This is a genomic window from Chitinibacter sp. S2-10 (assembly GCF_046530675.1).
GTDB lineage: Bacteria > Pseudomonadota > Gammaproteobacteria > Burkholderiales > Chitinibacteraceae > Chitinibacter.
This window is the reverse complement of the sequence record NZ_CP172558.1, coordinates 2,498,979-2,522,633: the sequence shown is the minus strand read 5'-3', so window position 1 is coordinate 2,522,633 and position 23,655 is coordinate 2,498,979. Positions and strand designations below refer to the sequence as shown.

Genomic DNA, 23,655 nt, shown 5'->3' with positions numbered 1-23,655 from the left:
CGATGAATATTATCCTCGCTCAGCCGCGTGGTTTTTGTGCTGGCGTTGACCGGGCGATTGCGATTGTCGAACAGGCTTTGGCCAAATTTGGCGCCCCCATTTATGTTCGCCACGAAGTCGTGCATAACAAATTCGTGATTGAAGACCTGAAAGCCAAAGGCGCGATTTTCATTGAAGATCTAGCCGACGTTCCCGCAGGCAATACGCTGATCTTTTCAGCGCATGGTGTTTCGCAAGCGGTGCGTCTTGAAGCTGCCGAGCGTGGTTTGACGATTTTTGACGCGACCTGTCCACTGGTGACCAAAGTCCACTCCGAAGTCAAACGCCTGCGCGAGCAGAAGTTTGAAATCATCATGATTGGTCACAAAGGACACCCCGAAGTCGAAGGAACAATGGGGCAAGCCAACGGCGGCATGTATCTCGTTGAAGATGAGAAAGACGTGCTGGCTTTGCAAGTCAATGATGAAAACAAATTAGCGTATGTGACACAAACGACCTTGTCGGTCGACGATGCACAAACCGTCATTAATGCGCTACGTTCGCGTTTTCCAAATATTGTCGGCCCCAAAAAAGATGATATTTGCTATGCAACGCAAAATCGTCAGGATGCAGTCAAACAGCTGGCCAAAGACATTGACATCCTGATCGTCGTCGGTTCGCCCAATAGCTCGAATTCGAACCGCTTGCGCGAAGTCGGCGCAGGACTGGGAATCGATGCCTATATGGTCGACAACGAAACCGAATTAAAAGCCGAATGGTTTACCAGCAAAGGCAAAGTCGGCATTACCGCAGGCGCATCGGCGCCCGATGTACTGGTTCGGCAAGTCATCACCAGAATCGAAGAATTCGGTGCCCAATCCGTTGAATCAATGGATGGCGTTGAAGAAAATGTCATTTTCGCCTTACCCAAAGGTCTTTTATAACAGCAAGATAGCGTACTTAAGAACGCTGCATTTGCCGCGTTCTTAGTATTGCGTACCAACACTATCTATACTTCTGCTACAGCAGTTTCCCCAAAGCGGATCATGGAAAAAAAGACCAATCCCACCGAGATCGCCCGCGAAGCCCTTAAGCAACTGGCGTTGCGTCGTCTGGTTCCTACACCAGATAACTACGCAATGATTTACCATGAAATCGCGCACACTCCGCCCGAAGAAAAGCAGGATCCCTGGGTCTGGAAGCTGATACAGAACATCGAAGGGCTTGGCAGCAAAACCCCCGAATTCAAACAGCAAATCGAGTTTCTCAAACAACTGATCAAGCACAAAGAATGGGATTCGGTTCCTGCACAAATCATTCGTTGTATCAATAGCCAAAACGACACAGTGAGCCAACCTTGGGCGGAACTGATCAAAGAACTGGTGACTCAATGGGACTTACCCAATCCGGCCTACTCAGCCAAGAAGAAAAAAGCTGGGTTGGATAAAGTGCTGAGCAATTTTGGCCACTCAGGCACTATGGTCAATCAAAAAATCAGCGCGCTGATTAAATCATGGTCTGAAACAGCATCCGATTCAGAACCGATCATTCAGGCCAAACCGGCCAATAGTGTCGAATTTATCAATCTTCAATCAGCGGATCAGGACTGGCAAGCATGCCGGGAAGCACTGGTCACCACACTGGAAACCGGGCTCGCCCCCCGCCTTAGCCACAATCCGGCGCTGCAACAGGAAGTGCTGGAAATCGCCACTGAAGCCAAAGTAATCAGCAACAGTGCTGAATTGCAAAAATGGCTGCCACGCTTGCGAAAATTCTGGTTCAAACTCGAATTGCACAACGATCATGAAGATCGTTTGGCTGATGGCTTGATGCGGCTATTGCGACTACTGACCGATAATATTGCCGAAATTGTCGTCGATGACGATTGGGTGCGCGGACAAATCGCGGCGATTCAGAAAATTATGGACAAACCGCTGGATATGCGGGTGATTTACGACACTGAAGCGGGTTTGAAGGAGGTCATGTTCAAGCAAAGTCAGCTTAAACATGATTTGATTGAGGCTCAAACAACACTCAAAAACATGCTCAGTAGCTTTATCGACCGCTTGGGTCACATGTCGGAAAACACCGATAAATACCATGGAAAAATCGTCGATTATGCGAGCAAAATCGATAAGGCCAATAGTCTGGTCAGCATCCGCCATGTGATGGAAGATCTGATGCAGGATACACGCGTGATGCAAAGTGATGCTCTGCGAACGCGTGAAGACATGCTCGATGCCCGTGATCAGGCTGATTTGGCACACTCCCGTTTGATCGAGCTGGAAAATGAACTTAGCCAGCTCAGCGAGAAAGTTCGCCAAGATCAACTGACCGGTGCTTTAAATCGCCGCGGTTTGGAAGATGCTTACCAGATCGAAATCGCACGTTCACAGCGTATAGATGCCCCTTTCAGCGTCGCCATGCTCGACATCGACAACTTCAAAAAACTCAATGACAGACTGGGGCATGCCGCAGGTGATCAGGCGTTGCAGCACCTGGTCTGCGTCGTAAAAGAGTTGCTCCGCCCAACGGATACCGTTGCGCGCTACGGCGGGGAAGAATTTGTCGTTCTGATGCCGTCGACTGCCCAAGCAGAAGCCGTGACCATTATGCAGCGTGTCCAACGCGAGCTGACCAGGCGCTTTTTCCTGCATGAAAATGAGAAGATTCTGATTACTTTTAGTGCTGGCGTTACGCAGACAGACGCCAATGAAGCGCGCGATACTGTGCTCGACCGAGCCGACTCGGCCATGTATCGTGCGAAAAAAAGTGGCAAAAATCGCGTTGAAACCGCATAATCGCGCCAGCTGGCGCGATTAAATACCCCTGCACGGTATTGCTCGCTAGAACAATTCCTCTGCGCTTGCTACGGCAGTACCCAGCTTGGCCACAACAATCCCCGCTGCCTTATTCGACCAATCCATAGCCTCGGGTAAATCAAGCCCGGCAGCCAGCATTAGCCCCAGCGTTGCAATCACCGTATCTCCTGCACCGGATACGTCAAAAACTTCTCGCGCTTGCGTTGGCTTATGCACGACCTGACCCTGCTTGAACAAGGTCATCCCCTCTTCGCTACGCGTCACCAGCAAGGCAGTCAGATTCAGTTTTTGTCGCAAAGTTTCGGCCTTGGCCGCCAGCTCCTCGTCCGATTTCCAGCTCCCTGCCACCTGCCGAAATTCGCTACGATTCGGCGTCAGCAAAGTTGCTCCCGCATAGGGCTGGTATTCATCACCTTTTGGATCAACCAAAATAAGCTTACCAGCCTCTCTGGCAATCTGAATCATCGCCTGAACATGTGCGAGACTACCTTTGCCATAGTCGGACAAAATCACAACATCGATCTCTTGCAAACAGGCTTTAAAATCATCCAGTTTGGCAGCCAGCACTTCATGGCTAGGCAAATCTTCAAAATCAATCCGCAATAATTGCTGCTGACGTGCTAACACGCGCAGTTTCACCGTCGTTGAAATTTCCGCATCACGATGAAATGAGGTATCAACGCCTGCTTTAATCAACAAACGCTCCAAACTTGTCCCTGCTTCATCGTCACCGATCACCGACAGCAATTTGGCTTGTCCGCCCAGCGCAACAATATTGCGCGCCACATTGGCTGCACCACCTGCCCGCTCGTCGGTTTTATTGATTTTGGCAACGGGTACAGGTGCTTCGGGCGAAATACGTTCGACATCACCAAACCAATAGCGATCCAGCATCACATCACCGACCACCAGTACGCGAGCCGATTTTACTCTGTCTTTCAATAGCATCGTGTGAGCCCCTTAGGCGTACAAAGACGCGTTAATGCCTTGCAATGTCGCAATCGGATCGGTACTTTGTGTAATTGGTCGACCAATCACAAGATAATCAGAACCTGCTGCAATGGCTGCCGCCGGTGTCATGATCCGGGTCTGATCATTCGCAGCAGCATCTGCAGGACGAATTCCTGGCGTCACCAGCTTGAAATCCTGACCGCATGCCGTTTTGAGCATTGCAGCTTCCTGCGCCGAGCAAACTACGCCGTCAAGACCACACGATTGAGTCAGTCGCGCCAAACGCTCAACTTGTTGTGCTGGCGTGACATTCAAACCCAGCTCGGCCAGCTCGTCGCCGCCCATACTGGTCAACACAGTCACAGCAATCAACAAAGGTCGCTGTGGTAGTTTTTCCAGTGTCTCACGCGTCGTTTCCATCATTTTACGACCGCCAGAGGCGTGAACATTCACCATCCAGACCCCCAGTTCGGCAGCCATTTTGCAAGCTTGTGCAACGGTATTGGGAATATCGTGAAATTTCAGATCCAGAAAAACATCAAAACCTTGCGCAACCAGCGCTTCAACCAGTTGTGGACCGGCAGCAGTAAACAGCTCTTTGCCCACTTTCAATCGACACAATTGCGGTGTCACCGTTTTGGCAAAGGCCAGAGCTGCGGCAGCATTAGGGTAATCAAGAGCAACGACGACGCGTGGTTCAAAAGACATACAAATTCTCTATTTTCAAAAAATTATTCACTTTGGTTACGACGTTTACCACGAATCGGCGCATAAGTTTCCCAACCATTGCAGCCGGGACAATGCCAGAAAAATTGCCGGGTTTTAAAACCGCACTCGCGGCAATAATACATGCTGTGCTCACGCGTATTGTCATGCAGCAGCTTCCCTATCATTTCGAGCTCGGGCTTTTGATCGTCCGGTGCTACCAGCAGATGCGCTTCAAGCAATTTGCGCAAGCCCTGCATTGACGGACTTTCGCGCAAACGATCCCGCACAAAGCGATGCGCAGCATCCACGCCCCGATTGGCAATCAGATGCTCGTAAATCAGATCAACGACATCAAGCTCCGGGTAGCGCTGCAAAAAGCGGATCAGCAATTCAATCCCTTCTTCAATTTGCCCCAGTTTTTCATAGGCATTCAGCAAATGCCGTGCGACCAGCGATAAATACGCAAAGTCTTGCGTTTCAATCATCAGCCATTGATCAATTGCAGCCTGATATTGCTGTTTGCCAAACAGAATTTCACCGAGCATCACCCGTGCCCTAACGCATGGCCGATGAACATTGAGCGCATTTTCCAAGTAGGCTTGCGCCTGTTCCGGCTGATTGCGAATTAAAGCAGCGGCAGCCAGCTCGCATTTGAACTGAGCAATTTCATGCTGGTAGGTGTGACTTTCATCGCGCAGCTGCTCGGCAGTTTCAATCGCTTTTTGCCATTCATGTTCCTGCTGATAAATCGCCAATAATTCTACTCGTGCAGCACGAGCGGCATTCGTTCCTGATAATTCATGCAGCAGATTTTCAGCCCGGTCAAACAAACCCGACTTGATAAAATCCACAGCCAATTCCAGCTGAGCCTGCTCTTTTTGTGAATCAGTCAAATCACGGCGCGCCAGTAATTTCTGGTGCATCCGGATTGCCCGTTCAAGCTCACCACGCCGACGGAACAAATGCCCTAATGTAAATTGCAACTCGGTGGTTTCTTCGTGGTTTTTCGCAATATCAACATAAACCTCGATGGCTTTATTCGTTTCGCCGGAAAGCAAATGATTCAAGCCTTTGAAATAAGCCGCAGGCAATGATTTGCTCTGGGCAATCACGTGCTTGATATCAACCCGCGCCGCCAGCCAGCCCAAGCCAAAAAAAAGCGGCAAAATGACCAGCCACCAAAATTGTATTTCAATCATTATTAAATCGCGTCTTTGGGTTGTTCGAGAATCAGCTCGGCACCTGAATGAGCCGCAGGAATTTTGGTTTTAATTTCTTTACGCAATTGCACCAGCTCGCGCCGTAAGCGAAATACTTGCCCTAGACACGCCAGAATGCCAAACAATGCCCCAAGGACAAAAAACACCAATAAAATCATTGCTAAAGGTGCATTCCAGGCATAGCCAAGGAAAAAATTCAGCTCAACCGATGCCGCATTGTGCATGGCAAAGCCAAACAGGATGACAAAAACAATAAACTTCACAATCCAGCTCAAATAATGCATCACATTACTCCGGAAAATTTAGCGTTATTGTAGCTTAATTTCATTATGCACCGGACTTTGGCGCGTAATGATAGGCAATAAAAAAGGCGACACCCGGAGATGTCGCCTTTTGATTAGCTATCACGTTTACGCATCTGAATCGACACGCTCGCGAAGCTCTTTGCCAGCCTTGAAGTGCGGCACAAACTTCTCAGGTACCGCTACTTTGGTACCCGATTTCGGATTGCGCCCCACACGTGGCGGGCGGTAGTTCAAATCGAAGCTGCCAAATCCGCGGATTTCGATACGTTGACCCTGAGCGAGGCTACGCGCCATCGCATCGAGCATCGTCTTCACGGCTAACTCCGCATCTTTGGCTACCAGCTGTGGATAGCGTTCGGCCAGTTTTGCGATGAGTTCTGACTTGGTCATATTCTGCAGTAATTCCTGTTTTAGAGGTTTACTCAGCAGAACCTGACAACTTGGCTTTCAACAATGCGCCAAGGCTGGTTGTACCTGCATTGGCCTCAGTCGACAATTTGCTCATCGCTTCAGACTGATCAGCACTGTCTTTTGCTTTGATAGACAGATTGATCGAGCGCGTTTTGCGATCCACGTTGATGATCATCGCTTCAACTTCATCACCTTCTTTCAGAACGGTGCGGATGTCTTCTACGCGATCACGTGAAACTTCAGTCGCACGCAGGTAGCCTTCAACTTCTTCAGACAATGTAACTACAGCGCCTTTAGCGTCGAGTGATTTAACCACACCCTTAACGATTGCACCTTTGTCTGATTGAGAGATGAAGTTGTTGAATGGATCACCTTCCATCTGTTTGATGCCGAGGCTGATGCGCTCTTTCTCAACGTCGATAGACAGAACCATGGCTTCAACTTCGTCGCCTTTCTTGAAGTTGCGAACCGCTTCTTCACCTGGAACATTCCAAGACAGGTCAGACAAGTGAACCAGACCGTCGATACCGCCAGCCAGGCCAACGAACACGCCGAAGTCGGTGATCGATTTGATCGCGCCTTTCAGTTTGTCGCCTTTCTTGAAGTTGGCAGCGAAATCGTCCCATGGGTTAGCCATGCACTGTTTCATACCCAGGCTGATACGACGTTTGTCTTCGTCGATGTCGAGGATCATCACTTCAACTTCATCACCCAAAGAAACAACTTTAGATGGGTGAACGTTTTTGTTGGTCCAATCCATTTCAGAAACGTGTACCAGACCTTCGATACCTTGTTCGATTTCTACGAATGAACCGTAGTCAGTCAGGTTAGTGACTTTACCGAACATGCGAGTGCCTGATGGGTAACGACGTGACAGACCCACCCATGGATCTTCGCCCAATTGTTTCAGGCCCAGAGATACGCGGTTTTTGTCTTGGTCGAATTTCAGAACTTTAGCTTCAAGTTCATCACCCACTGCCAATACTTCAGATGGGTGTTTAACACGGCGCCATGCCAGATCGGTGATGTGGAGCAAACCATCAATACCGCCCAGATCAACGAATGCACCGTAGTCAGTGATATTTTTAACGATACCCTTAACGATTGAACCTTCTTTCAAGGTTTCCAACAGTTTCTGACGCTCTTCGCCCAGAGAATCTTCCAGAACGGCGCGACGAGAAACTACTACGTTGTTACGTTTGCGATCAAGTTTGATTACTTTGAATTCAACTTGTTTGCCTTCGTAAGGAGTCGTGTCTTTAACTGGACGAATGTCAACCAGTGAACCTGGCAAGAAAGCGCGCAGACCGTTAACCATCACAGTCAAGCCGCCTTTAACTTTACCGGAAATAACGCCGGACATGATCTCGCCACGTTCCAGACAGTCTTCCAATTCGATCCAAGAAGCCAGACGTTTGGCTTTTTCGCGAGAAAGCTTAGTTTCGCCGTAACCGTTTTCGAGGCTATCGATTGCAACTGGTACGAAATCACCGATCTTAACGTCAACTTCGCCGTTGTCGTTTTTGAACTCTTCCAGAGGAATCAGTGACTCAGATTTCAGACCTGCATTTACAGTAACAAAGTTGCTGTCGATACCTACAACCTCGGCAGTAATCACTTCGCCCGAACGCATTTCTTGACGGGTGAGGCTTTCCTCAAACAGGGCTGCAAAGCTTTCCATAGTAGCGGTAGTCATTAGTGGATAAATTCCATTTGCTGTTGGACTTTCAATACATCAAGCCACAGCGGGTTAGTTAGTAAAAGCCAGGCCACAAAAGGTGGATGACCATAAGTAAAGCCCGTTATGACAACGGGCATGCATCAAATTTGACCAAAGCCAAATCCGAATTGGAGCATTTTAAAGAAAAAATCGACTTCGATCAAGCACTTAAGCGTTGTTTTCTTTAAGTTTTTCTGCCCACCAGAGCAATACCTGTTTTACCGCGGAGTCGATATCCAGTTCTGTGGTGTCAAGCAGATAGGCATCAGCAGCCTGAGCCAGTGGCGCAACGCTACGCGCACGATCACGCGCGTCGCGCGCCTCCAGATCTGCCGTGATCACGGCCAGATCAGCACTTTCTCCACGGCCAAGCAGTTGTTTATAGCGACGCTCGGCGCGTGCTGCGGCGCTGGCGGTCAGGAAAATTTTCAACGGAGCATCAGGAAACACCACCGATGCCATATCACGGCCATCGGCGACCAAGCCCGGCGCTTTGGCAAACGCCTGCTGACGTGCTAGCAATGCAGCACGCACTTTGGGTAAGGCCGCAATTTGTGAAGCACCCGAACCGATGTCTTCGCTGCGAATGGCCGCACTCACATCCTGCTGTGCAAGCAAAATGCGTTCACCATCGAATACCACATCCAGGTATTGAGCCACAGTGCTCACCTTCTCTTCATCAGACCAAGATACCCCCTGCTGCTGCGCGGCCAATGCAGTCAGGCGATAAATTGCGCCCGAATCAAGGTAATGAAAACCTAGCTGCTCGGCAACCAGCTGAGCAACAGTACCTTTGCCGGAAGCGGAGGGGCCATCGATGGCAATGACGGAAATCTGGGTCATGGGTGTACTCGAAATCTGAATTAAAAAAGCCGGAGCACCTAAAGCGCTCCGGCCTGCATTGTAACGATCAAAGACAAGAGATTGAACGGCTCGATCAGACTTTCGCCAAAATCGCTTCGATTTTGACTAGCTCCTCAGGGCTAAACGCCAGGTTATTGACTGCCCCGACATTTTCTTCGATTTGGGACACCCGACTGGCGCCAATGATCACCGACGTCACCGTTTGCAAAGCCCACGCCAACGCCATTTGCGCCAGTGACTGCCCACGCGCATGAGCGATTTCATTCAGCGCTTTAATTTGTGCCAGTCGCAACTCAACTTTATCACTGGTCAAAAAATGATTTTGCGCATCCGCAGCGCGCGAATCGGCCGGAATGCCATTCAGATAGCGATCAGTCAGCAAGCCTTGCGCCAATGGGCAGAATGCAATACTGCCCATTTTTTGCTCACGCAATACATCGGTCAGGCCGTTTTCAATCCAGCGATCAAACATCGAATACTGAGGTTGATGAATGATGCATGGCGTTCCCAACTCTTTCAGCACTTTGGCAGCAACGGCCGTTTCGGCCGCTGAATACGATGAAATCCCGACGTACAACGCTTTGCCCTGACGTACCAGACTATCAAGTGCGCCCATCGTTTCTTCAATCGGCGTATCGGGATCTGGCCGGTGCGAGTAGAAAATATCGACGTAATCGAGCCCCATACGTTTGAGGCTCTGATCGCAGCTGGCGATCAGGTATTTGCGGCTACCCAAATCACCGTAGGGGCCAGGCCACATTTCCCAACCGGCCTTGCTGCTGATAATCAGCTCATCGCGATACGCTGCCAAATCGGTTTTGAGCAACTTACCCATCGTTTCTTCGGCTGCGCCGGGTTTAGGGCCGTAATTGTTCGCCAGATCAAAATGCGTGATGCCCAGATCGAATGCACGCAATACCATTGCGCGGCTATTGTCATAGGGCTTGTTATCACCAAAGTTATGCCACATTCCTAATGAAAGTGCTGGCAACTTCAAGCCGCTGTGACCACAGCGACGGTATGGCATCGTTTCATAGCGATTTGCAGCGGCTTGATAAGTCATAACAATCCTTAAAGTAATTTGAAAGGCAGAGTGCCGCAGTCTGATTAACGCTTTTTACCCCAGCTACTGCGCGCCTGGCTGGCCTGGTTAATGTATTCGGTCAACTCTGCCGACTGGCCTGTTTCGATCAACGAAATTAGCCCTTGCAATTGCGCCACATTGGCACGCAAATCAGACAAAATCGCCTCGCGATTGGCCAGCGTAATATCGCGCCACATTTCCGGGTGCGAGCCGGCAATCCGGGTAAAGTCGCGAAATCCGGTGCCGGCAAAGTCGAGACATTGCCCGCTATTATCCTTACCCAGCACCGCATTCATATACGCGAAAGACACTAGATGCGGCACATGACTCACTGCGGCAAAAACGCCGTCATGCGTTTTTGCGTCCATTTCATACACCGTCGCACCACAAGCCTGCCACAGCGCGCGAACCATTGCCAAAGCCTCGGCAGAAGTTTCTGCCAGCGGTGTCAGTACTGTTCTGCGGCCTTCATACAAGCCATACGTGGCGGCACTGGCGCCGGATAAATCCGAACCGGCAATCGGATGTCCGGGAACGCAATAGGCCAGTTGATTTGGCAAACACTGTCGGTACAGCGCGCAAACGTCCTGTTTGGTCGATCCACCGTCGGTCACGATGCATGTCGGCGACAGATGCGGCGCAATCTGCATCATCAGTTCGCTCATCTGGCCGACGGGTGTCCCCAGAAAAACCAGATCGGCATCTTTAACCGCCTCGGCGGCGTCATGGCTCGCCACGTCGATCACGCGCAATTCAATCGCACGCGCCAGATTCGCCGGATTGCGTCCAACGCCGACCACTTCACTGACCAGACGCGCACGCTTTAAAGCTAAAGCAAACGAGCCACTAATCAGACCCGTCCCCAGTAAAACCAATTTAGAAATTGAACGGCTCATTTGATACTCACTGCCAGCGCTTTCAGCGCTGGCCAAATCATCACTACTGCAAACACCCCGTTCGCAGTCTGTTGTATTACTCAAATCGAACGCCCGATTGCACCGGCAATCGCACCCAGCGTACCCATCAGCTGCTTGAGTTCGTCCGGCGACAGCGCCTGATCAGCATCGCACCACGCCTCGCAAGGATTCGGGTGCATTTCGATCAACAGGCCATCCGCACCGGCAGCGACCGCAGCCTGCGCCAGCGCCGGCACCATCCACGCCTTGCCGCCAGCGTGACTCGGATCGACGATGACCGGCAAATGCGTTTCCTTTTTCATGACCGGAATCGCCGTCACATCAAGCACATTGCGATACGCGGTTTCAAAAGTACGAATACCGCGCTCGCAGAAAATGATATTGTGATTGCCGCCGGCGGCGATGTATTCGGCGGCCATCAGCCATTCGTTGATCGTCGCCGACAGGCCGCGTTTCAGAATAATCGGTTTATTGACCCGCCCTACTTCCTTGAGCAAATCGAAGTTCTGCATATTGCGCGCACCGATCTGGATCACGTCAACGTCATACTCCATAAAGGTGTCAAGCATCCGAACGTCCATCAGCTCGGTGACGACCGGCAAATTGTGCATCCGCGCAGCGGTCTGGAAAAGCTCCAGCCCCTCAACACCCAAGCCCTGAAACGCATACGGGCTGGTTCGCGGCTTGAAAGCGCCACCGCGCATCATCCGGCAACCCGCAGCAGCAACAGCCGCAGCGGCCTGCTCCATCTGATCCTGCGTTTCGACCGAACACGGCCCGCCGATCACCTGAATCTGATTGCCGCCCAAAGGAATGCCGCGAATTTGAATGATCGAGCCTGCCGGATGCGAATCGCGCGAAACAATTTTGTATTGCTTCATCACACGTGTGACGCGCTCTACGCCGGGCAAAATTTCAAAACGCGCAGCGTCGAGCAAATCTTCATCGCCGATCGCGCCGATAATGACCAGCTCCGAGCCGCGTGAAACATGCTCTTTCAGGCCTGATTCGCGGATCAGCCCCACCACGCTGGCCACCTGTTCATCGGTCGCCGAAAGTTTCATCACAATAATCATCGCTGCATCCCCAGATTTGCTTGGCGTTTGTTATATCACTCTATGTTTAGGCTACCAAAAATACCATGGTCAGCGGGCAATATGTTCAGGAAGCCCTCGCCAGGCCAGCCAATACGCCAAAGCACACGCAGCGGCGGCCAGACTGAAAACCCAGGCACCACCCAGCACCTGCCAGACCGTACCCGACAAAATCCCGCCCAGACTACCACCAATGCCAAATGACACGGCAATATACAGCGCCTGCCCTTTTGCCTGATGGCGACCGGCAAAATAATGGTGGATATACGCCATATTCACCGCATGATTGCTGCCAAAAGTAAATGCATGTGCCAGCTGGGCCAGCAGCAGCAAAGCCAGCGATTCGATTCCCCAGCCAATTTGCAGAAAACGCAATGTGGCAACCGCCAAACCGAACAGCAACAGCGTTTTATGCGCAAAGCGCGCGTTCAAGCGGGGCATCAACCAGAAAATGGCGATTTCGGCGACAACACCGATACTCCAGAACCAGCCTATGGTGCTTTTGCCATAGCCCTGATCAGCCAGATAAATCGAATAAAAACTGTAATAGGGCCCATGCGCCAAAGCCATCAGAAAACACGAGCACAGCAGCGCCCTCACCTCGCGCTGGCGCAGTACCGTCAGAAAACTGGTTTCCTGCGTCACGACCTGCTCACTCGTTGGCGACTCCGGAATTTGCCAGCAATACACCGCCAAAGCCAGCATCACCGACATCACCGCCCATGGAAAAACGGCCAAGCCCTGCTTGTCGATCAGGTAACCAGCCAGCAGCGTCGCAGCGACAAAACCGAGTGAGCCCCAGATCCGCAAGCGCGAATAAGCACCTGAATCGCCTTTCAGCAAATTCATCGCTGTCGCTTCAACCAGCGGCAAGGCGGCGCTCCAGAAAAAGCTGCCGAGCAAAACGGCGATAAAAATCGGCCAAAACGTGGAAGTGAATAAGAGCGGAATATAAAACAGCAGGCCACCGAGCCCTGCCAGACGCAAAATTTGCTGGCGGCGACCAGTCCGATCGGCCAGATAGCCCCACAGTGCGGGCGCATAAATGCGGTTGATTTGTGTGAGGCTGGTCAGAATACCGATCTGCCAGGCTGGAAAAGCCAGCCCGGCCAGATACAAACCCCAATAAGGCGAGAACAGCCCGTTGAAAGCAAAGTAGCAGAAATAAAATCCGGCAATTGCCAGCAATGCCTTATTCCGGAGCATCAAATACCACGCAGGGTATAGCGGTGTAAATTAGATTGATATTTGCTCAGCGAGCAATACCCCTAGTTTGATTTGAATTGTTCAGCCGCGACGCGCAGGTAATAAAACATCGAAACGATGGTCAGAATACCCGCCAGATACAAGGCGATCGTACCAATCAATGGCGTTGAAACGCCGGGAATCAACGGCACCCACCACAAGAGCAGCAAAATGGACACCATTTGTGCCGTTGTTTTGAGCTTGCCTATCATATTGACGGCGACCGATTTCGACTTGCCCAGCTGTGCCATCCATTCGCGCAAGGCCGAAATCGTGATTTCGCGGCCAATAATAATCACCGCGAGCCAAGACGGAGCACGGTCAATTTCAACCAGCAAAATCAGCGCGGCAGCGACCATCAGCTTGTCGGCCACCGGATCGAGAAAAGCACCAAACTGGCTGGTCTGATTCCAGCGTCGCGCCAGAAAACCGTCAAACCAGTCGGTAATCGCCGCCAGCGCAAACAACGCCGTTCCGATAATGTTTTGCCAGACCAGCGGATACTCAGCTTGTGGCAAATAAAAAACGCCGACAAAGACCGGAATCAGCGCAACGCGCAACCAGGTCAAAAAAATGGGCAGGTTGAAAGGCATAATCGATTGTCTTGTGCAGGCCACAGCCTGTTAATCAAACATCGGCCACTGCGAATGCCGCCAGCCGATCTGCGTAAACAGCAAAAGGCAAATTGTAACTGGTTTCGCCCATTAAATCTCCGGCTGGCCTGCGAATATCGGCGCATTGCAAACGTTTATTCGCAGGCGAGGGCTCAATCTGCGGACGAAGTCGCCAGGTGTCGCCTGATCCGGCGCATCATCAGCAAAATCGCCCCGGCAACCAGCGGAATCAGCACCGCCGTCATCAGCTCGACATTCAGGTGCAAGCCTGCGGCCTTGAGCCCTTTTAAACCATAGGCGAGCAAACCAATCACGTAATAGCTGATCGCGGCAACCGACAGCCCTTCGACGGTTTCCTGCAAGCGCAATTGCAAATCGGCGCGCTGCGACATCGCCGTTAAAATGCCCTGATTTTGCTGCTCCAGACTCACATCGACACGAGTTCGCAGCAGCAAAGTCGCGCGGCTGACTCGCTCGGCCAGCTCGCGCTGCCGCCGCGCGACGACTTGGCAATGCTCCAGCGCAGGCGTCAGCCGACGCGTCAGAAACTGCGTCAGCGGTTGCAAGCCCTGAATCCGAAACTCGCGCAATTCGCCCAGTCGGCGCAGCACAATTTCGTAATACGCGTGCGAAGCACTGAATCGGTAATCGGTTTGCGACAAAGCGCTCTCAATCCGTGCCGAGAGCTGAGTCAGCCGGTCGAGCAAGAGCTGTTCGTCAGCCGCTTTGGCGTGCGAAATGCTGCTGGTCAAGTCGGAAAGCTCACGGTCTGCGGCCATCAGCTCGGGCGAAATCGTGTCGGCCAGCGGCGGCGCGAGCATTGCCAGGCTGCGATAGCTTTCGATATCGAATAGCCGTTGCAGCATCCGCCCGGCCTGCCGTCGCCCCATATAGCGGTCAGCCAGCAAATAGCGGACAAAGCCATTTTCATCGTTCTGAAAATCGCTATACACCCTGCCCGCGCCATCGCCGATTTCAGCGCCAACGAGTTCCTTACCGCCAAAATAATGCGCAGCCAGCGCAGGTAAAGTCGGCGGCAAAGCGGTATATGGCAGAACCAGCGCATGAATTGCCACCAGCATATTGCTAGGCAGTTGCAACAACCATTCTTCGGGCAGCTCGGCGAGCGCCGGGCTCAAAAATGGCGCATCGGCCACCAGCGCGGGCGCGCTGACGCTGATGCTGGAAAATTCGCTATAGCGCATCCACAGGATTCGGCAATGCCCCAGATTTAGCGAAAAATGGCTGGCATTCTCCTCCGGCGGCGTATGCCCATAATGCAGCGCAAGCTGGCCCAATAGCCATATTTCGTTCGCCAGGCTCAGATGATGATTCAGATACGCCAGATGACTGATCCGCCCCGGCGTCGGCAAATGCGGATATGGATAGGAATGCGTTTCTCGCGCGATGCTGCGACGTTGCGGGTGTTCGTGCAGTTTCAGCGAGAATGCACGATTCGTGATGTGCGGATGGGTATACATAGCTCGCTCCAGAGAAGTAGTTTCAATGACGATCACTATCCGGATACAGCACAATGCATGCCAAAAAAACAAAAAGGGGTATTTGCCTGAAGATCAATTTATAATTGACCTAAAAACAAATACCCCAGCACTGAATTTATAGACGCAGCTCAATGCACCAAAGCAGCGCAATAAAATGAAATATTATTACGTAGTTGGTGCAGCTTTTTTTGCCGCAACCAGCCGCTGACGGCGGCTTTCCGACAACACAATCCCGGTTGCCACCGACACATTCAAGCTCTCGACCGAACCGAACATCGGAATCGACACCAAGGTATCGCACAATTCACGCGTCAGGCGGCGCATACCATCGCCCTCGTTACCGAGCACCCAGGCCACCGGGCCGGTCTGATCGTAGCTGAACAAATCGCAAGAGCCTTCGGCGTCAGTTCCGACAATCCAGATCCCGCGTTCTTTCAAATCGCGTATCGTTCGCGCCAGATTCGTCACCATCACGTAGGGAACGACTTCGGCGGCGCCGCAAGCGACTTTCGACACCGTCGCGTTGATGCCGACGCATTTGTCCTTCGGCGCAATCACCGCATGCACGCCCATCGCATCGGCGACGCGCAGGCAAGCACCGAGATTATGCGGATCGGTAATACCGTCCAGAATCAGCAGAAAAGCCGGCTCGTCCAGATCGTCGAGCACGTCTTCAATCGACAGATAGCTTTTTTCGATGTCGATGGCCGCCGCTACGCCCTGATGACGCACATGGCCAGCGATCCCATCGATGCGCTCGGGCGGCACTGCAGTCACTTTCTGATCGGCGTCTTTAGCCGCTTTCAGCAGATCTTTCATCCGCGGGTCCGAACGCTCGCTGCTGACGTACAACTCGAGCACGCTATCGGGAAAGCGACGCAAACGCGCGGTAACAGCATGAAAGCCGTGGATGATTTTCTTTTGCATGATGGGCTACTGATGACGTTCAAAGGCGTGATTTTACGGGGTTTTGGGCAAAAAAGCCCGAGGATTGTTGGGCGCATCGCCAGTAGGTCGGGTGAGCGAAGCGTTACCCGACTGATATTGCTTCATTGACGCGGGATTGGCGGCTATGCGCCGCGGCACTTACTTTTCTTTGCTTCGCCAAAGAAAAGTAAGCAAAAGAAAGGCGACCCCTCATCAAGTTTTGCTTCGCAAAATGCCCTCGCTGCGGACAATCGAGGCGGCGGTTGCGCTTAACAAAACAGGCGCAACCGAAACCCCGCCTCGATTGTTCCTCGCTCGGCTTGATGACAGGGGATCAAGCCCCAAACCAAGCAGCGCGTTTTAAAAATAACCAATTTGAAAATCAATTGTAGGGTCGACTTTAGTCGACCAGATACAAGCAAAAAAGGTCGGCTAAAGCCGACCCTACGGGTATATCAATCAAAGCCAGATTCAAATTGACCTATAGAGCTACACCGCGGCATGTATATACAAAAAATCGTTGGTCTGCACGGACTCCCCTGCATCAGCGCCGAGTGAGGAACAAGCGGCAAGGGGTTTCGGCGGGCTCTGTTTTGTTAAAGCCCGCCGCCTTGCCGATTGTCCGCTGCGAGGGCATCCCGCGCAGCGGGACGCAGACGCCGGGGTCGTATATGGACTCCTCCCAGCTTGCAAGCATTTCACAGTTCTGGTTGTCGGATCGACTGCTCACGTATATCCGGCCTTCGCATTGGGCCTAATGACCCGGGCCATGATGGGCTATTCGCGCGGCAGGTCCTCATCGCCTTCACGTGCTTTTCGCACTTGGACCCCGTCAGGTTTGCCTGCCGCCGGTTCAACCTTTTGGCCATCACTGCTTCTTGCTTCGCAATCGGACTGGATTTTATTCGTTACACATTGCCACTACAAACCCCATTTTCTACTACACGCTTCAAACCACTTCACCCCTTGCTAAACCAAAGTCGGGGTCATAATCCATATTGCGACTGAGTAATGCCCACACCATTCGTGCCGTTTTATTGGCTAACGCAACGGCGGCAATGTTTTTGTTACGCCGACTGCACAGGCTTTGAATCCATACACTCAGCCTATCCGTCTTGCCTAATGCCGTTTTAACTACAGCACGTGCGCCATGAATGAGTAAGGTGCGCAGATACGTATCGCCCCGCTTGCTGATGCCCAGTAACCGCTCCTTACCACCGCTGCTGTGCTGCCCCGGTGTTAAGCCTATCCAAGCGGCGAGGTCTCTGCCGCGTTTAAAGTGATGCGCATCTTGGCCTATCGCTGCAATCAAGGCGGTCGCGGTAATGGGGCCAATCCCACGTAATTGTTGCAAACGTAATGCTTGTGTATTTTCGCGCGCTTGCTGTTGCACTTGTTTATCCGCAGTGGCAATTCGCTCGTCGAGATACACCAGATCATCGCGCAAACCATTAAGCAAAGCGCGGAAGTCGGGGGTTAAGCCATTTTCGGCATCCTCCAGTAGCTCTGGTAATGCTTTGCGCAGTGACTCAATCCGTTGAGCCGTCACAATCCCGTACTCCCCCAACAAACCACGGATTTGATTGACCTTGGCGGTGCGCTGCTGCACCAGTTCGCTGCGGATACGGTGCAGTGCCTGTAAATCTTGTTGGGCGATGGTTTTGAGGGGCACAAAGCGCATCGATGGCCGACCTACGGCTTCACAAATAGCGGCCGCATCGTTGGCGTCGTTCTTGTTGCCTTTGACGTAGGGTTTAACGAACTGGGGCGCAATCAGCTTGACGGTATGCCCCATCAATTGCAGTTGACGTGCCCAGTGATGCGCGCCAGAGCAAGCCTCCATGCCAATCAAGCAAGGAGTGAGCTTTTTAAAGAAGTCGAGCAATTGCGACCGACGTAATTGTCGAGTGCAAATGACTTCTTCTTTGTGATTCACGCCGTGAATTTGAAAAACGGTTTTGGCAAGATCAAGGCCAATGCGGATAATAGACATGGTGGACTCCTTGTTCTGTGTGACTGTTGGCTGACACTTCCAGTCTGGCACATCGATGCCGTATCAGAGGGAGGAGTCCATCCCATTGCCTTTCTTTGCTGACTTTCTTTGGCGAAGCAAAGAAAGTCAGTGCCGCGGCGCATAGCCGCCAACTCAGCCTAGAAAAACCACAGCAGTCATTTCGGCGTAATGCCTGCGGCGATTACGCCCTACCGCGCTACGTTATTCATCGCCATACCACTGCATTGGCTCAAAATCGATAATCAGAGATGGACTGGCGCGGAATAAATCCACCTGGATTTTATGCTCTTCGGAAAAATATTGAGGATATAAATCGCAAAAATAATTGTGGTAGCCTGCTACCCATGCATACTTTGACCAAATTACTGGATTAGCTTTATGTTTTTTTAATTCGACCTCGATAACTACTTTGTGTTTTTCAAGCTGATCATAAAAGGGTCCATGCTCATCCTCGGCAATAAGCAAACAATCCAAGTAGTTTAAAAACAACTGGCCATCAGAATCCCGCAAGATATTCCTTGTTTGTGGTGCGTGCGAAGGATTTCCGTAGTACGTTAAATGTTGCTTTACTGCAGTGGCAGCAGATTCAGTAAGAATGATTCTCGGATCCCTCGCTTTTGTGGACTCGCCAATATAAGCCTCGGAAAGTGCCCCCCCAAAAACAGCGATCTCATCTACATAGGCATCACCAACAGAAATGGCACCTCGAATAAAAAAGCCAGCCGTAACCATGTCAAATTGAAAGTGCGCTAGCTTCGAAAAAGCACTACCTAATTCAGCCTCCGCATCATCACGTACAGGCCAACCAATAACGATATTGTCAGTAAAAGCTTTGAGCGCATAACGATCTTTTGGCAGCATCTCACGCCACTCTACGTCCACATGCCCGTCTTCTAGCCAAGTGCGACCATCCTCTAGTGCCTTATATACTCTTCTTAAAGTTTCTTGCTGCGCGCCTTCAGAATCAGAGTGCCGAAGCATATCTGAGTAACCAAGAATATCCATAAATACGAACGCAGATTTACGTAGTGTTGGTTCAACACCATCAACGTGATACGGATTACGTGACATAAAAACTTTCCCAACAAAGTCTACGGCCATTTGAAACAGGCAACGAGCCAAGCAATAAATAACGGCGCCGTAGCGCCGTTATTTTTCAGATAAAGATTCAAAACCCCTGCTGCAAATCCTTAATCAAATCCCCCACATGCTCCAACCCCACCGAAATCCGCACCAAACCATCACCAATCCCCGCCGCTGCGCGCGCTTCAGGCGTCAGACGGCCGTGTGAGGTCGTAGCCGGGTGCGTGATCGTCGTTCGCGTATCGCCCAAGTTCGCAGTGCGGCTCATCAGCTCGACTTTGTCGATCAGCGCCCAAGCAGCGTCTTTGCCGCCGACCAGATCGAACGACACCACGCCGCCCGCGCCAGTCTGCTGGCGCTGCGCCAGCTCGTACTGCGGGTGCGATTTGAGACCCGGGTAATAGACTTTGGCGACTTGCGGTTGCGCCTCAAGCCACGTCGCGAGTTCCAGCGCTTTTTCGCAATGCGCTTTCATGCGGATGCCGAGCGTTTCCAGACCTTTGAGTAAAACCCAGGCGTTAAATGGCGACAGCGTCGGGCCAGCGGTGCGCAGGAATAAATAGATCGGTTCAAGCGTTGCGTGGCTGCCGACGACTGCACCGCCAAGTACGCGACCTTGGCCGTCGATGTATTTGGTTGCCGAATGCACGACAATGTCGGCGCCGAGTTTCAGCGGTTGCTGCAATGCTGGCGAGCAGAAGCAGTTATCAACGACGAGCAAGGCATCGTGCTGGTGCGCGATCTTGGCAATCGCTGCGACGTCGGCAATTTCGGTCAGCGGGTTCGATGGCGTCTCAAGGAAAAACAGCTTGGTATTAGGGGTAATGGCCTGCGCCCAAGCATCGACGTCGGTTGGCGAGACATACGTCACCGTAACGCCAAATTTGCCTAGGTAGGCGTTGAACAACTGGATCGTCGCGCCAAACAGGCTGTTCGATGAAACAATATGGTCGCCCGCTTTGAGCAAACCCATGCACAGCGACAAAATCGCGCTCATTCCTGATGCGGTCGCAACGCAGCGCTCGCCGCCTTCCATGGCAGCCAGACGCTGCTCGAATGCCGTCACGGTTGGATTGGTAAAGCGCGAATAGATATAGCCGGGAATCTGACCGGTGAATTTTTGCTGCGCTTCGTAAGCCGAGCCAACGACAAAGCTCGAAGTCAGGTGCATTGCGTCCGAATGCTCACCAAATTCAGAGCGCAGCGTTCCGGCACGAACGGCGAGTGTATCGGGGTGCAAGTCATCAAAATTCAGCATGAATCTTCCTTTTTAATTCTTTTAAATAAAAACGGAGGCCTCAGCCTCCGTTTTGTCAGCAAGATGAGATGATTAAATCAAATTTTGCTCGGCAACGCCAATATTCAAATCCAGAATCCGGCTATCGCCGCCTTCGCTATCGCTGGCTTTATTCGACAACGGCGAAATGCGTTTGGCTTCAAGCTCGTCCAGATAAGCATCGGTGATGTCGCCGGTGATGTAGTGGCCGTCAAAACACGAGGTTTCAAACTGGGTAATTTTGCCGCCGCTGGCGTCAGAACACGCCTGAATCAGTGCCGACAATTCCTGATAAATCACGCCATCAGCGCCAATTTCTTTAGCAATTTGTTCAGCATCACGACCTGTTGCGATCAATTCATTGCGCGTCGGCATGTCGATGCCGTAAACGTGCGGGAATTTCACTGGCGGCGCAGCCGAAGCGAGGTAAACCTTTTTCGCGCCCGAATCGCGCACCATCTGGACGATTTCTTTCGACGTCGTACCGCGAACAATCGAATCATCGACCAGCATGACGTTCTTGCCACGGAATTCAACGGCAATCGGGTTCAACTTCTGGCGCACCGATTTTTTACGGCTCGCCTGTCCCGGCATAATGAAAGTGCGGCCGATATAGCGGTTTTTCATGAAGCCTTCGCGATACGGCAAGCCGAGCGCATCGGCCAATTGCAAAGCTGAATCGCGGCTAGTATCGGGAATCGGAATCACGACGTCGATGTCGAGCGCAGGCACCATTTTGCGTACTTTCTCTGCCAGTTGCTCGCCCATTTTCAGACGAGCTTCATGCACCGAAATACCGTCGATGACGGTATCAGGGCGGGCAAAATAAACATGCTCGAAAATGCACGGAATCAGCGTCGGATTCGGGTGGCATTGCTGGCTGTAAAGCTCGCCGTCAAACGTGATATAGACCGCCTCGCCCGGCGCAATATCGCGCTCGAACTTAAAGCCCAGTACATCATGCACCACTGACTCGCTTGCGACGGCGTATTCACGTCCTTCAGCCGTATCGTGAACGCCCAGTGACAATGGACGGATGCCATGCGGGTCACGGAAAGCCACCATACCAAAGCCGGCAATAATCGCGACGACGGCGTAGGCGCCTTTGACGCGACCGTGAACAGCAGTGATGGCATCAAAGACCGTTTTGGCATCGAGTTGCGGGCCGGAGACGCGGCGTGACAATTCGTGGGCAAATACATTACACAGCGCTTCGGAGTCCGAATTGGTGTTGATATGGCGCAGGTCTGTGCGGTACATATCTTCTTTGAGCTGCTTGTCGTTGGTCAGATTGCCGTTATGCGCCAGCACGATACCAAACGGGCTATTGACATAAAATGGCTGGGCTTCGGCCAGACTGGAAGCCGATCCGGCAGTCGGATAGCGCACATGGCCGATACCGACATTGCCTTGCAGTGAGCGCATATTGCGCGTGCGAAATACATCGCGCACCAGCCCCTGCCCTTTATGCATATGCAACACCTGTTGCTCGGCGGTTACGATACCGGCTGCATCTTGGCCGCGGTGCTGAAGCACCAGCAAGCCATCGTACAACATTTGATTAACCGGCGTTTTGGCGACCACACCTAGAATGCCACACATTGCTCAGACCCTTAACTTACAAAAATTATTCAAACTTCACCCGTGTTGCCAGCACATCCGGCAACCAGGGTTTAACAAATTCGGCGCTGCGCTCGAACAGCGGGCTAAACATCGCATTGCGCCATTCGGCGCTTTTTGGATAGCTGGTCAATCCAGCCAGCATGACCAGCGTGAGCATCAGCAAAAAACCGCGAACTAGCCCAAATGCAGCGCCCAGCACACGATCAGCAGGCTTCATTCCTGATGCAACCAGTACCTGATTCAGCGTAATCCGGGTAATCGCCGAGAGTAGCCAAGTCACAAAAAACACCATAATAAAACCACCGATATAACGCAGACTCTCGGACGAAACGGCTTGCGGCATCCAGCCTGCAGCCGCAACAGCAAATGTGCTGGCAGCCCAGAATGACAAGACCCATGAGATCAAGGCCAGAACTTCTTGCGTCAAACCGCGCATCACCGACAGCAGCATCGACAGGCCAAGCACGGCGAGTGCAATGTAATCAAATTGCGTCATGGTGCGGCCTTCACCACCAGCTTGCCGGGAACGCCGAGCGCTTCGAGTTTTTGCATCCAGGCGTTGGCTTTGGCTTCGTCAGTCCCCGGACCGATACGTACACGGGTCAACTCGCCTTTTTCGGTGGCGACTTTTTCACTGCGCGCCGGAATGCCTGCGTCTTTGAGTTTTTTCAACGTCTGTTCGGCGGCGACTGGGTCGGCATAAGCACCGATCTGGATGTAATACACTTTCTTGCCAACGTCAGCGGCTTGTTTTGCTGGTGTGGCAGTCGTTTTAGCCGTCCGGGGCTGTTCCAGCCCGCCTTCCAGAATCAATTTGGGGTCTAGCGGTGTAGGCGTTGCCTTGGGTAGAGCTTTACTCGTCGCTTTCGGACTTGGTTTAACCGTGATTTGAGTGACAGGTGACTGAGTGGGTGCCGTGGTAGGTGCCGTTTCCGGTGGCAACGTTTGCTGCGAACTATCGGGCACAGCTTGCGGCGCATTTTCCTGATGATGAACCAGCTTGCCAGGCAATGGGATCGGGGCAACATTCGATGCGTCAACGGCGGGCTGACTGCTTGCGGGCGCAGATGCTGATACCGATTGAACTGGCTCATCCAGCGTCACAACAGAAGATAGCGCAGGCGCACTGGAAATAATTTCAACGCTCTGATTTTCCAGCAAGGCTTTCGGCGGCTCGCCATCGAGCGCAGTCCACAATACCGTTAGCGCAAAAACCACCAGCGCAATCGCACCAACAAGGCGGCGGCGGGCGCGTTTTCTCAATTGCTGCAATTCATCGTCGTTTACATTTGCCAT

The 23,655-nt window shown here is 52.1% G+C and carries 22 protein-coding genes; 2 read left to right on the top strand and 20 right to left on the bottom strand.

Features of this window, described 5'->3' with window-relative positions:
- Positions 1 to 2 precede the first annotated feature (2 nt).
- Together ispH and ACG2XO_RS11950 are read left to right on the top strand one after the other, a co-directional pair.
- Positions 3 to 923, top strand: a complete 921-nt coding sequence (gene ispH / locus ACG2XO_RS11955; protein WP_410498215.1) for a 4-hydroxy-3-methylbut-2-enyl diphosphate reductase — start codon at positions 3 to 5, stop codon at positions 921 to 923.
- A gap of 102 nt (positions 924 to 1,025) precedes the next feature.
- The gene (locus ACG2XO_RS11950; protein ID WP_410498214.1) at positions 1,026 to 2,780 is read left to right on the top strand and encodes a GGDEF domain-containing protein; all 1,755 of its coding nucleotides are present in this window, start codon (positions 1,026 to 1,028) and stop codon (positions 2,778 to 2,780) included.
- A 45-nt stretch (positions 2,781 to 2,825) separates the two neighbouring features.
- Here ACG2XO_RS11950 and rfaE1 read toward each other — a convergent pair whose 3' ends face one another.
- The 20 genes from rfaE1 to ACG2XO_RS11850 form a co-directional block, all read right to left on the bottom strand.
- On the bottom strand, positions 2,826 to 3,749 hold the full coding sequence (gene rfaE1, locus ACG2XO_RS11945; protein WP_410498213.1) for a D-glycero-beta-D-manno-heptose-7-phosphate kinase: 924 nt from the start codon (positions 3,747 to 3,749) through the stop codon (positions 2,826 to 2,828).
- A gap of 12 nt (positions 3,750 to 3,761) precedes the next feature.
- Positions 3,762 to 4,460, bottom strand: coding sequence for an orotidine-5'-phosphate decarboxylase (gene pyrF / locus ACG2XO_RS11940; protein WP_410498212.1), 699 nt, complete (start codon positions 4,458 to 4,460; stop codon positions 3,762 to 3,764).
- A 23-nt stretch (positions 4,461 to 4,483) separates the two neighbouring features.
- Complete coding sequence (gene lapB / locus ACG2XO_RS11935; protein WP_410498211.1) at positions 4,484 to 5,659, bottom strand: lipopolysaccharide assembly protein LapB; 1,176 nt, start codon at positions 5,657 to 5,659, stop codon at positions 4,484 to 4,486.
- A 2-nt stretch (positions 5,660 to 5,661) separates the two neighbouring features.
- Positions 5,662 to 5,964 carry a lipopolysaccharide assembly LapA domain-containing protein gene (locus ACG2XO_RS11930; RefSeq protein ID WP_410498209.1) on the bottom strand — a complete coding sequence of 101 codons (303 nt, stop codon included), beginning with the start codon at positions 5,962 to 5,964 and terminating at the stop codon, positions 5,662 to 5,664.
- 126 nt (positions 5,965 to 6,090) lie between these two features.
- Positions 6,091 to 6,375 (bottom strand): integration host factor subunit beta, encoded by a 285-nt coding sequence (locus tag ACG2XO_RS11925; RefSeq protein ID WP_410498208.1) that lies wholly within the window; start codon positions 6,373 to 6,375, stop codon positions 6,091 to 6,093.
- A gap of 28 nt (positions 6,376 to 6,403) precedes the next feature.
- Positions 6,404 to 8,092, bottom strand: coding sequence for a 30S ribosomal protein S1 (gene rpsA / locus ACG2XO_RS11920; RefSeq protein WP_410498207.1), 1,689 nt, complete (start codon positions 8,090 to 8,092; stop codon positions 6,404 to 6,406).
- A gap of 192 nt (positions 8,093 to 8,284) precedes the next feature.
- Positions 8,285 to 8,959, bottom strand: coding sequence for a (d)CMP kinase (gene cmk / locus ACG2XO_RS11915; RefSeq protein WP_410498206.1), 675 nt, complete (start codon positions 8,957 to 8,959; stop codon positions 8,285 to 8,287).
- A gap of 94 nt (positions 8,960 to 9,053) precedes the next feature.
- Positions 9,054 to 10,043, bottom strand: coding sequence for an L-glyceraldehyde 3-phosphate reductase (mgrA, locus tag ACG2XO_RS11910; RefSeq protein ID WP_410498205.1), 990 nt, complete (start codon positions 10,041 to 10,043; stop codon positions 9,054 to 9,056).
- Positions 10,044 to 10,087: 44 nt separating this feature from the next.
- Positions 10,088 to 10,960, bottom strand: coding sequence for a prephenate dehydrogenase (locus ACG2XO_RS11905; RefSeq protein ID WP_410498204.1), 873 nt, complete (start codon positions 10,958 to 10,960; stop codon positions 10,088 to 10,090).
- An 80-nt stretch (positions 10,961 to 11,040) separates the two neighbouring features.
- Complete coding sequence (gene aroF, locus ACG2XO_RS11900; protein ID WP_410498203.1) at positions 11,041 to 12,057, bottom strand: 3-deoxy-7-phosphoheptulonate synthase; 1,017 nt, start codon at positions 12,055 to 12,057, stop codon at positions 11,041 to 11,043.
- Between the two features lie 69 nt (positions 12,058 to 12,126).
- On the bottom strand, positions 12,127 to 13,281 hold the full coding sequence (locus ACG2XO_RS11895; protein WP_410498202.1) for an MFS transporter: 1,155 nt from the start codon (positions 13,279 to 13,281) through the stop codon (positions 12,127 to 12,129).
- A 62-nt stretch (positions 13,282 to 13,343) separates the two neighbouring features.
- Positions 13,344 to 13,913 (bottom strand): CDP-diacylglycerol--glycerol-3-phosphate 3-phosphatidyltransferase, encoded by a 570-nt coding sequence (gene pgsA / locus ACG2XO_RS11890; protein WP_410498201.1) that lies wholly within the window; start codon positions 13,911 to 13,913, stop codon positions 13,344 to 13,346.
- A 173-nt stretch (positions 13,914 to 14,086) separates the two neighbouring features.
- Complete coding sequence (locus ACG2XO_RS11885) at positions 14,087 to 15,415, bottom strand: DUF3422 family protein (RefSeq protein ID WP_410498200.1); 1,329 nt, start codon at positions 15,413 to 15,415, stop codon at positions 14,087 to 14,089.
- Between the two features lie 186 nt (positions 15,416 to 15,601).
- Positions 15,602 to 16,363, bottom strand: coding sequence for a 23S rRNA (guanosine(2251)-2'-O)-methyltransferase RlmB (gene rlmB / locus ACG2XO_RS11880; RefSeq protein WP_410498199.1), 762 nt, complete (start codon positions 16,361 to 16,363; stop codon positions 15,602 to 15,604).
- Between the two features lie 949 nt (positions 16,364 to 17,312).
- Positions 17,313 to 18,356 (bottom strand): IS110 family transposase, encoded by a 1,044-nt coding sequence (locus ACG2XO_RS11875; protein ID WP_410497507.1) that lies wholly within the window; start codon positions 18,354 to 18,356, stop codon positions 17,313 to 17,315.
- A 222-nt stretch (positions 18,357 to 18,578) separates the two neighbouring features.
- Positions 18,579 to 19,448: a hypothetical protein gene (locus ACG2XO_RS11870; protein WP_410498198.1), complete on the bottom strand. Its 870-nt coding sequence runs from the start codon at positions 19,446 to 19,448 to the stop codon at positions 18,579 to 18,581.
- Between the two features lie 97 nt (positions 19,449 to 19,545).
- A complete protein-coding gene (locus ACG2XO_RS11865) occupies positions 19,546 to 20,718 on the bottom strand; it encodes an O-succinylhomoserine sulfhydrylase (RefSeq protein ID WP_410498197.1) in 1,173 nt (390 codons plus the stop codon).
- Positions 20,719 to 20,790: 72 nt separating this feature from the next.
- Positions 20,791 to 22,338, bottom strand: coding sequence for an amidophosphoribosyltransferase (gene purF, locus ACG2XO_RS11860; protein WP_410498196.1), 1,548 nt, complete (start codon positions 22,336 to 22,338; stop codon positions 20,791 to 20,793).
- A gap of 25 nt (positions 22,339 to 22,363) precedes the next feature.
- Positions 22,364 to 22,855 carry a CvpA family protein gene (locus ACG2XO_RS11855; RefSeq protein ID WP_410498195.1) on the bottom strand — a complete coding sequence of 164 codons (492 nt, stop codon included), beginning with the start codon at positions 22,853 to 22,855 and terminating at the stop codon, positions 22,364 to 22,366.
- Positions 22,852 to 23,655, bottom strand: coding sequence for an SPOR domain-containing protein (locus ACG2XO_RS11850; protein WP_410498194.1), 804 nt, complete (start codon positions 23,653 to 23,655; stop codon positions 22,852 to 22,854). The genes ACG2XO_RS11855 and ACG2XO_RS11850 overlap by 4 nt, the downstream gene beginning before the upstream one ends.

Excerpts from the sequence above, each read along its gene's own strand:
- ispH (WP_410498215.1), top strand. The coding sequence starts at position 3 with ATGAATATTATCCTCGCTCAGCCGCGTGGTTTTTGTGCTGGCGTTGAC.
- ACG2XO_RS11950 (WP_410498214.1), top strand. The coding sequence starts at position 1,026 with ATGGAAAAAAAGACCAATCCCACCGAGATCGCCCGCGAAGCCCTTAAG.
- rfaE1 (WP_410498213.1), bottom strand. The coding sequence starts at position 3,749 with ATGCTATTGAAAGACAGAGTAAAATCGGCTCGCGTACTGGTGGTCGGT.
- pyrF (WP_410498212.1), bottom strand. The coding sequence starts at position 4,460 with ATGTCTTTTGAACCACGCGTCGTCGTTGCTCTTGATTACCCTAATGCT.
- lapB (WP_410498211.1), bottom strand. The coding sequence starts at position 5,659 with ATGATTGAAATACAATTTTGGTGGCTGGTCATTTTGCCGCTTTTTTTT.
- ACG2XO_RS11930 (WP_410498209.1), bottom strand. The coding sequence starts at position 5,964 with ATGCATTATTTGAGCTGGATTGTGAAGTTTATTGTTTTTGTCATCCTG.
- ACG2XO_RS11925 (WP_410498208.1), bottom strand. The coding sequence starts at position 6,375 with ATGACCAAGTCAGAACTCATCGCAAAACTGGCCGAACGCTATCCACAG.
- rpsA (WP_410498207.1), bottom strand. The coding sequence starts at position 8,092 with ATGACTACCGCTACTATGGAAAGCTTTGCAGCCCTGTTTGAGGAAAGC.
- cmk (WP_410498206.1), bottom strand. The coding sequence starts at position 8,959 with ATGACCCAGATTTCCGTCATTGCCATCGATGGCCCCTCCGCTTCCGGC.
- mgrA (WP_410498205.1), bottom strand. The coding sequence starts at position 10,043 with ATGACTTATCAAGCCGCTGCAAATCGCTATGAAACGATGCCATACCGT.
- ACG2XO_RS11905 (WP_410498204.1), bottom strand. The coding sequence starts at position 10,960 with ATGAGCCGTTCAATTTCTAAATTGGTTTTACTGGGGACGGGTCTGATT.
- aroF (WP_410498203.1), bottom strand. The coding sequence starts at position 12,057 with ATGATTATTGTGATGAAACTTTCGGCGACCGATGAACAGGTGGCCAGC.
- ACG2XO_RS11895 (WP_410498202.1), bottom strand. The coding sequence starts at position 13,281 with ATGCTCCGGAATAAGGCATTGCTGGCAATTGCCGGATTTTATTTCTGC.
- pgsA (WP_410498201.1), bottom strand. The coding sequence starts at position 13,913 with ATGCCTTTCAACCTGCCCATTTTTTTGACCTGGTTGCGCGTTGCGCTG.
- ACG2XO_RS11885 (WP_410498200.1), bottom strand. The coding sequence starts at position 15,415 with ATGTATACCCATCCGCACATCACGAATCGTGCATTCTCGCTGAAACTG.
- rlmB (WP_410498199.1), bottom strand. The coding sequence starts at position 16,363 with ATGCAAAAGAAAATCATCCACGGCTTTCATGCTGTTACCGCGCGTTTG.
- ACG2XO_RS11875 (WP_410497507.1), bottom strand. The coding sequence starts at position 18,356 with ATGTCTATTATCCGCATTGGCCTTGATCTTGCCAAAACCGTTTTTCAA.
- ACG2XO_RS11870 (WP_410498198.1), bottom strand. The coding sequence starts at position 19,448 with ATGTCACGTAATCCGTATCACGTTGATGGTGTTGAACCAACACTACGT.
- ACG2XO_RS11865 (WP_410498197.1), bottom strand. The coding sequence starts at position 20,718 with ATGCTGAATTTTGATGACTTGCACCCCGATACACTCGCCGTTCGTGCC.
- purF (WP_410498196.1), bottom strand. The coding sequence starts at position 22,338 with ATGTGTGGCATTCTAGGTGTGGTCGCCAAAACGCCGGTTAATCAAATG.
- ACG2XO_RS11855 (WP_410498195.1), bottom strand. The coding sequence starts at position 22,855 with ATGACGCAATTTGATTACATTGCACTCGCCGTGCTTGGCCTGTCGATG.
- ACG2XO_RS11850 (WP_410498194.1), bottom strand. The coding sequence starts at position 23,655 with ATGGCAAATGTAAACGACGATGAATTGCAGCAATTGAGAAAACGCGCC.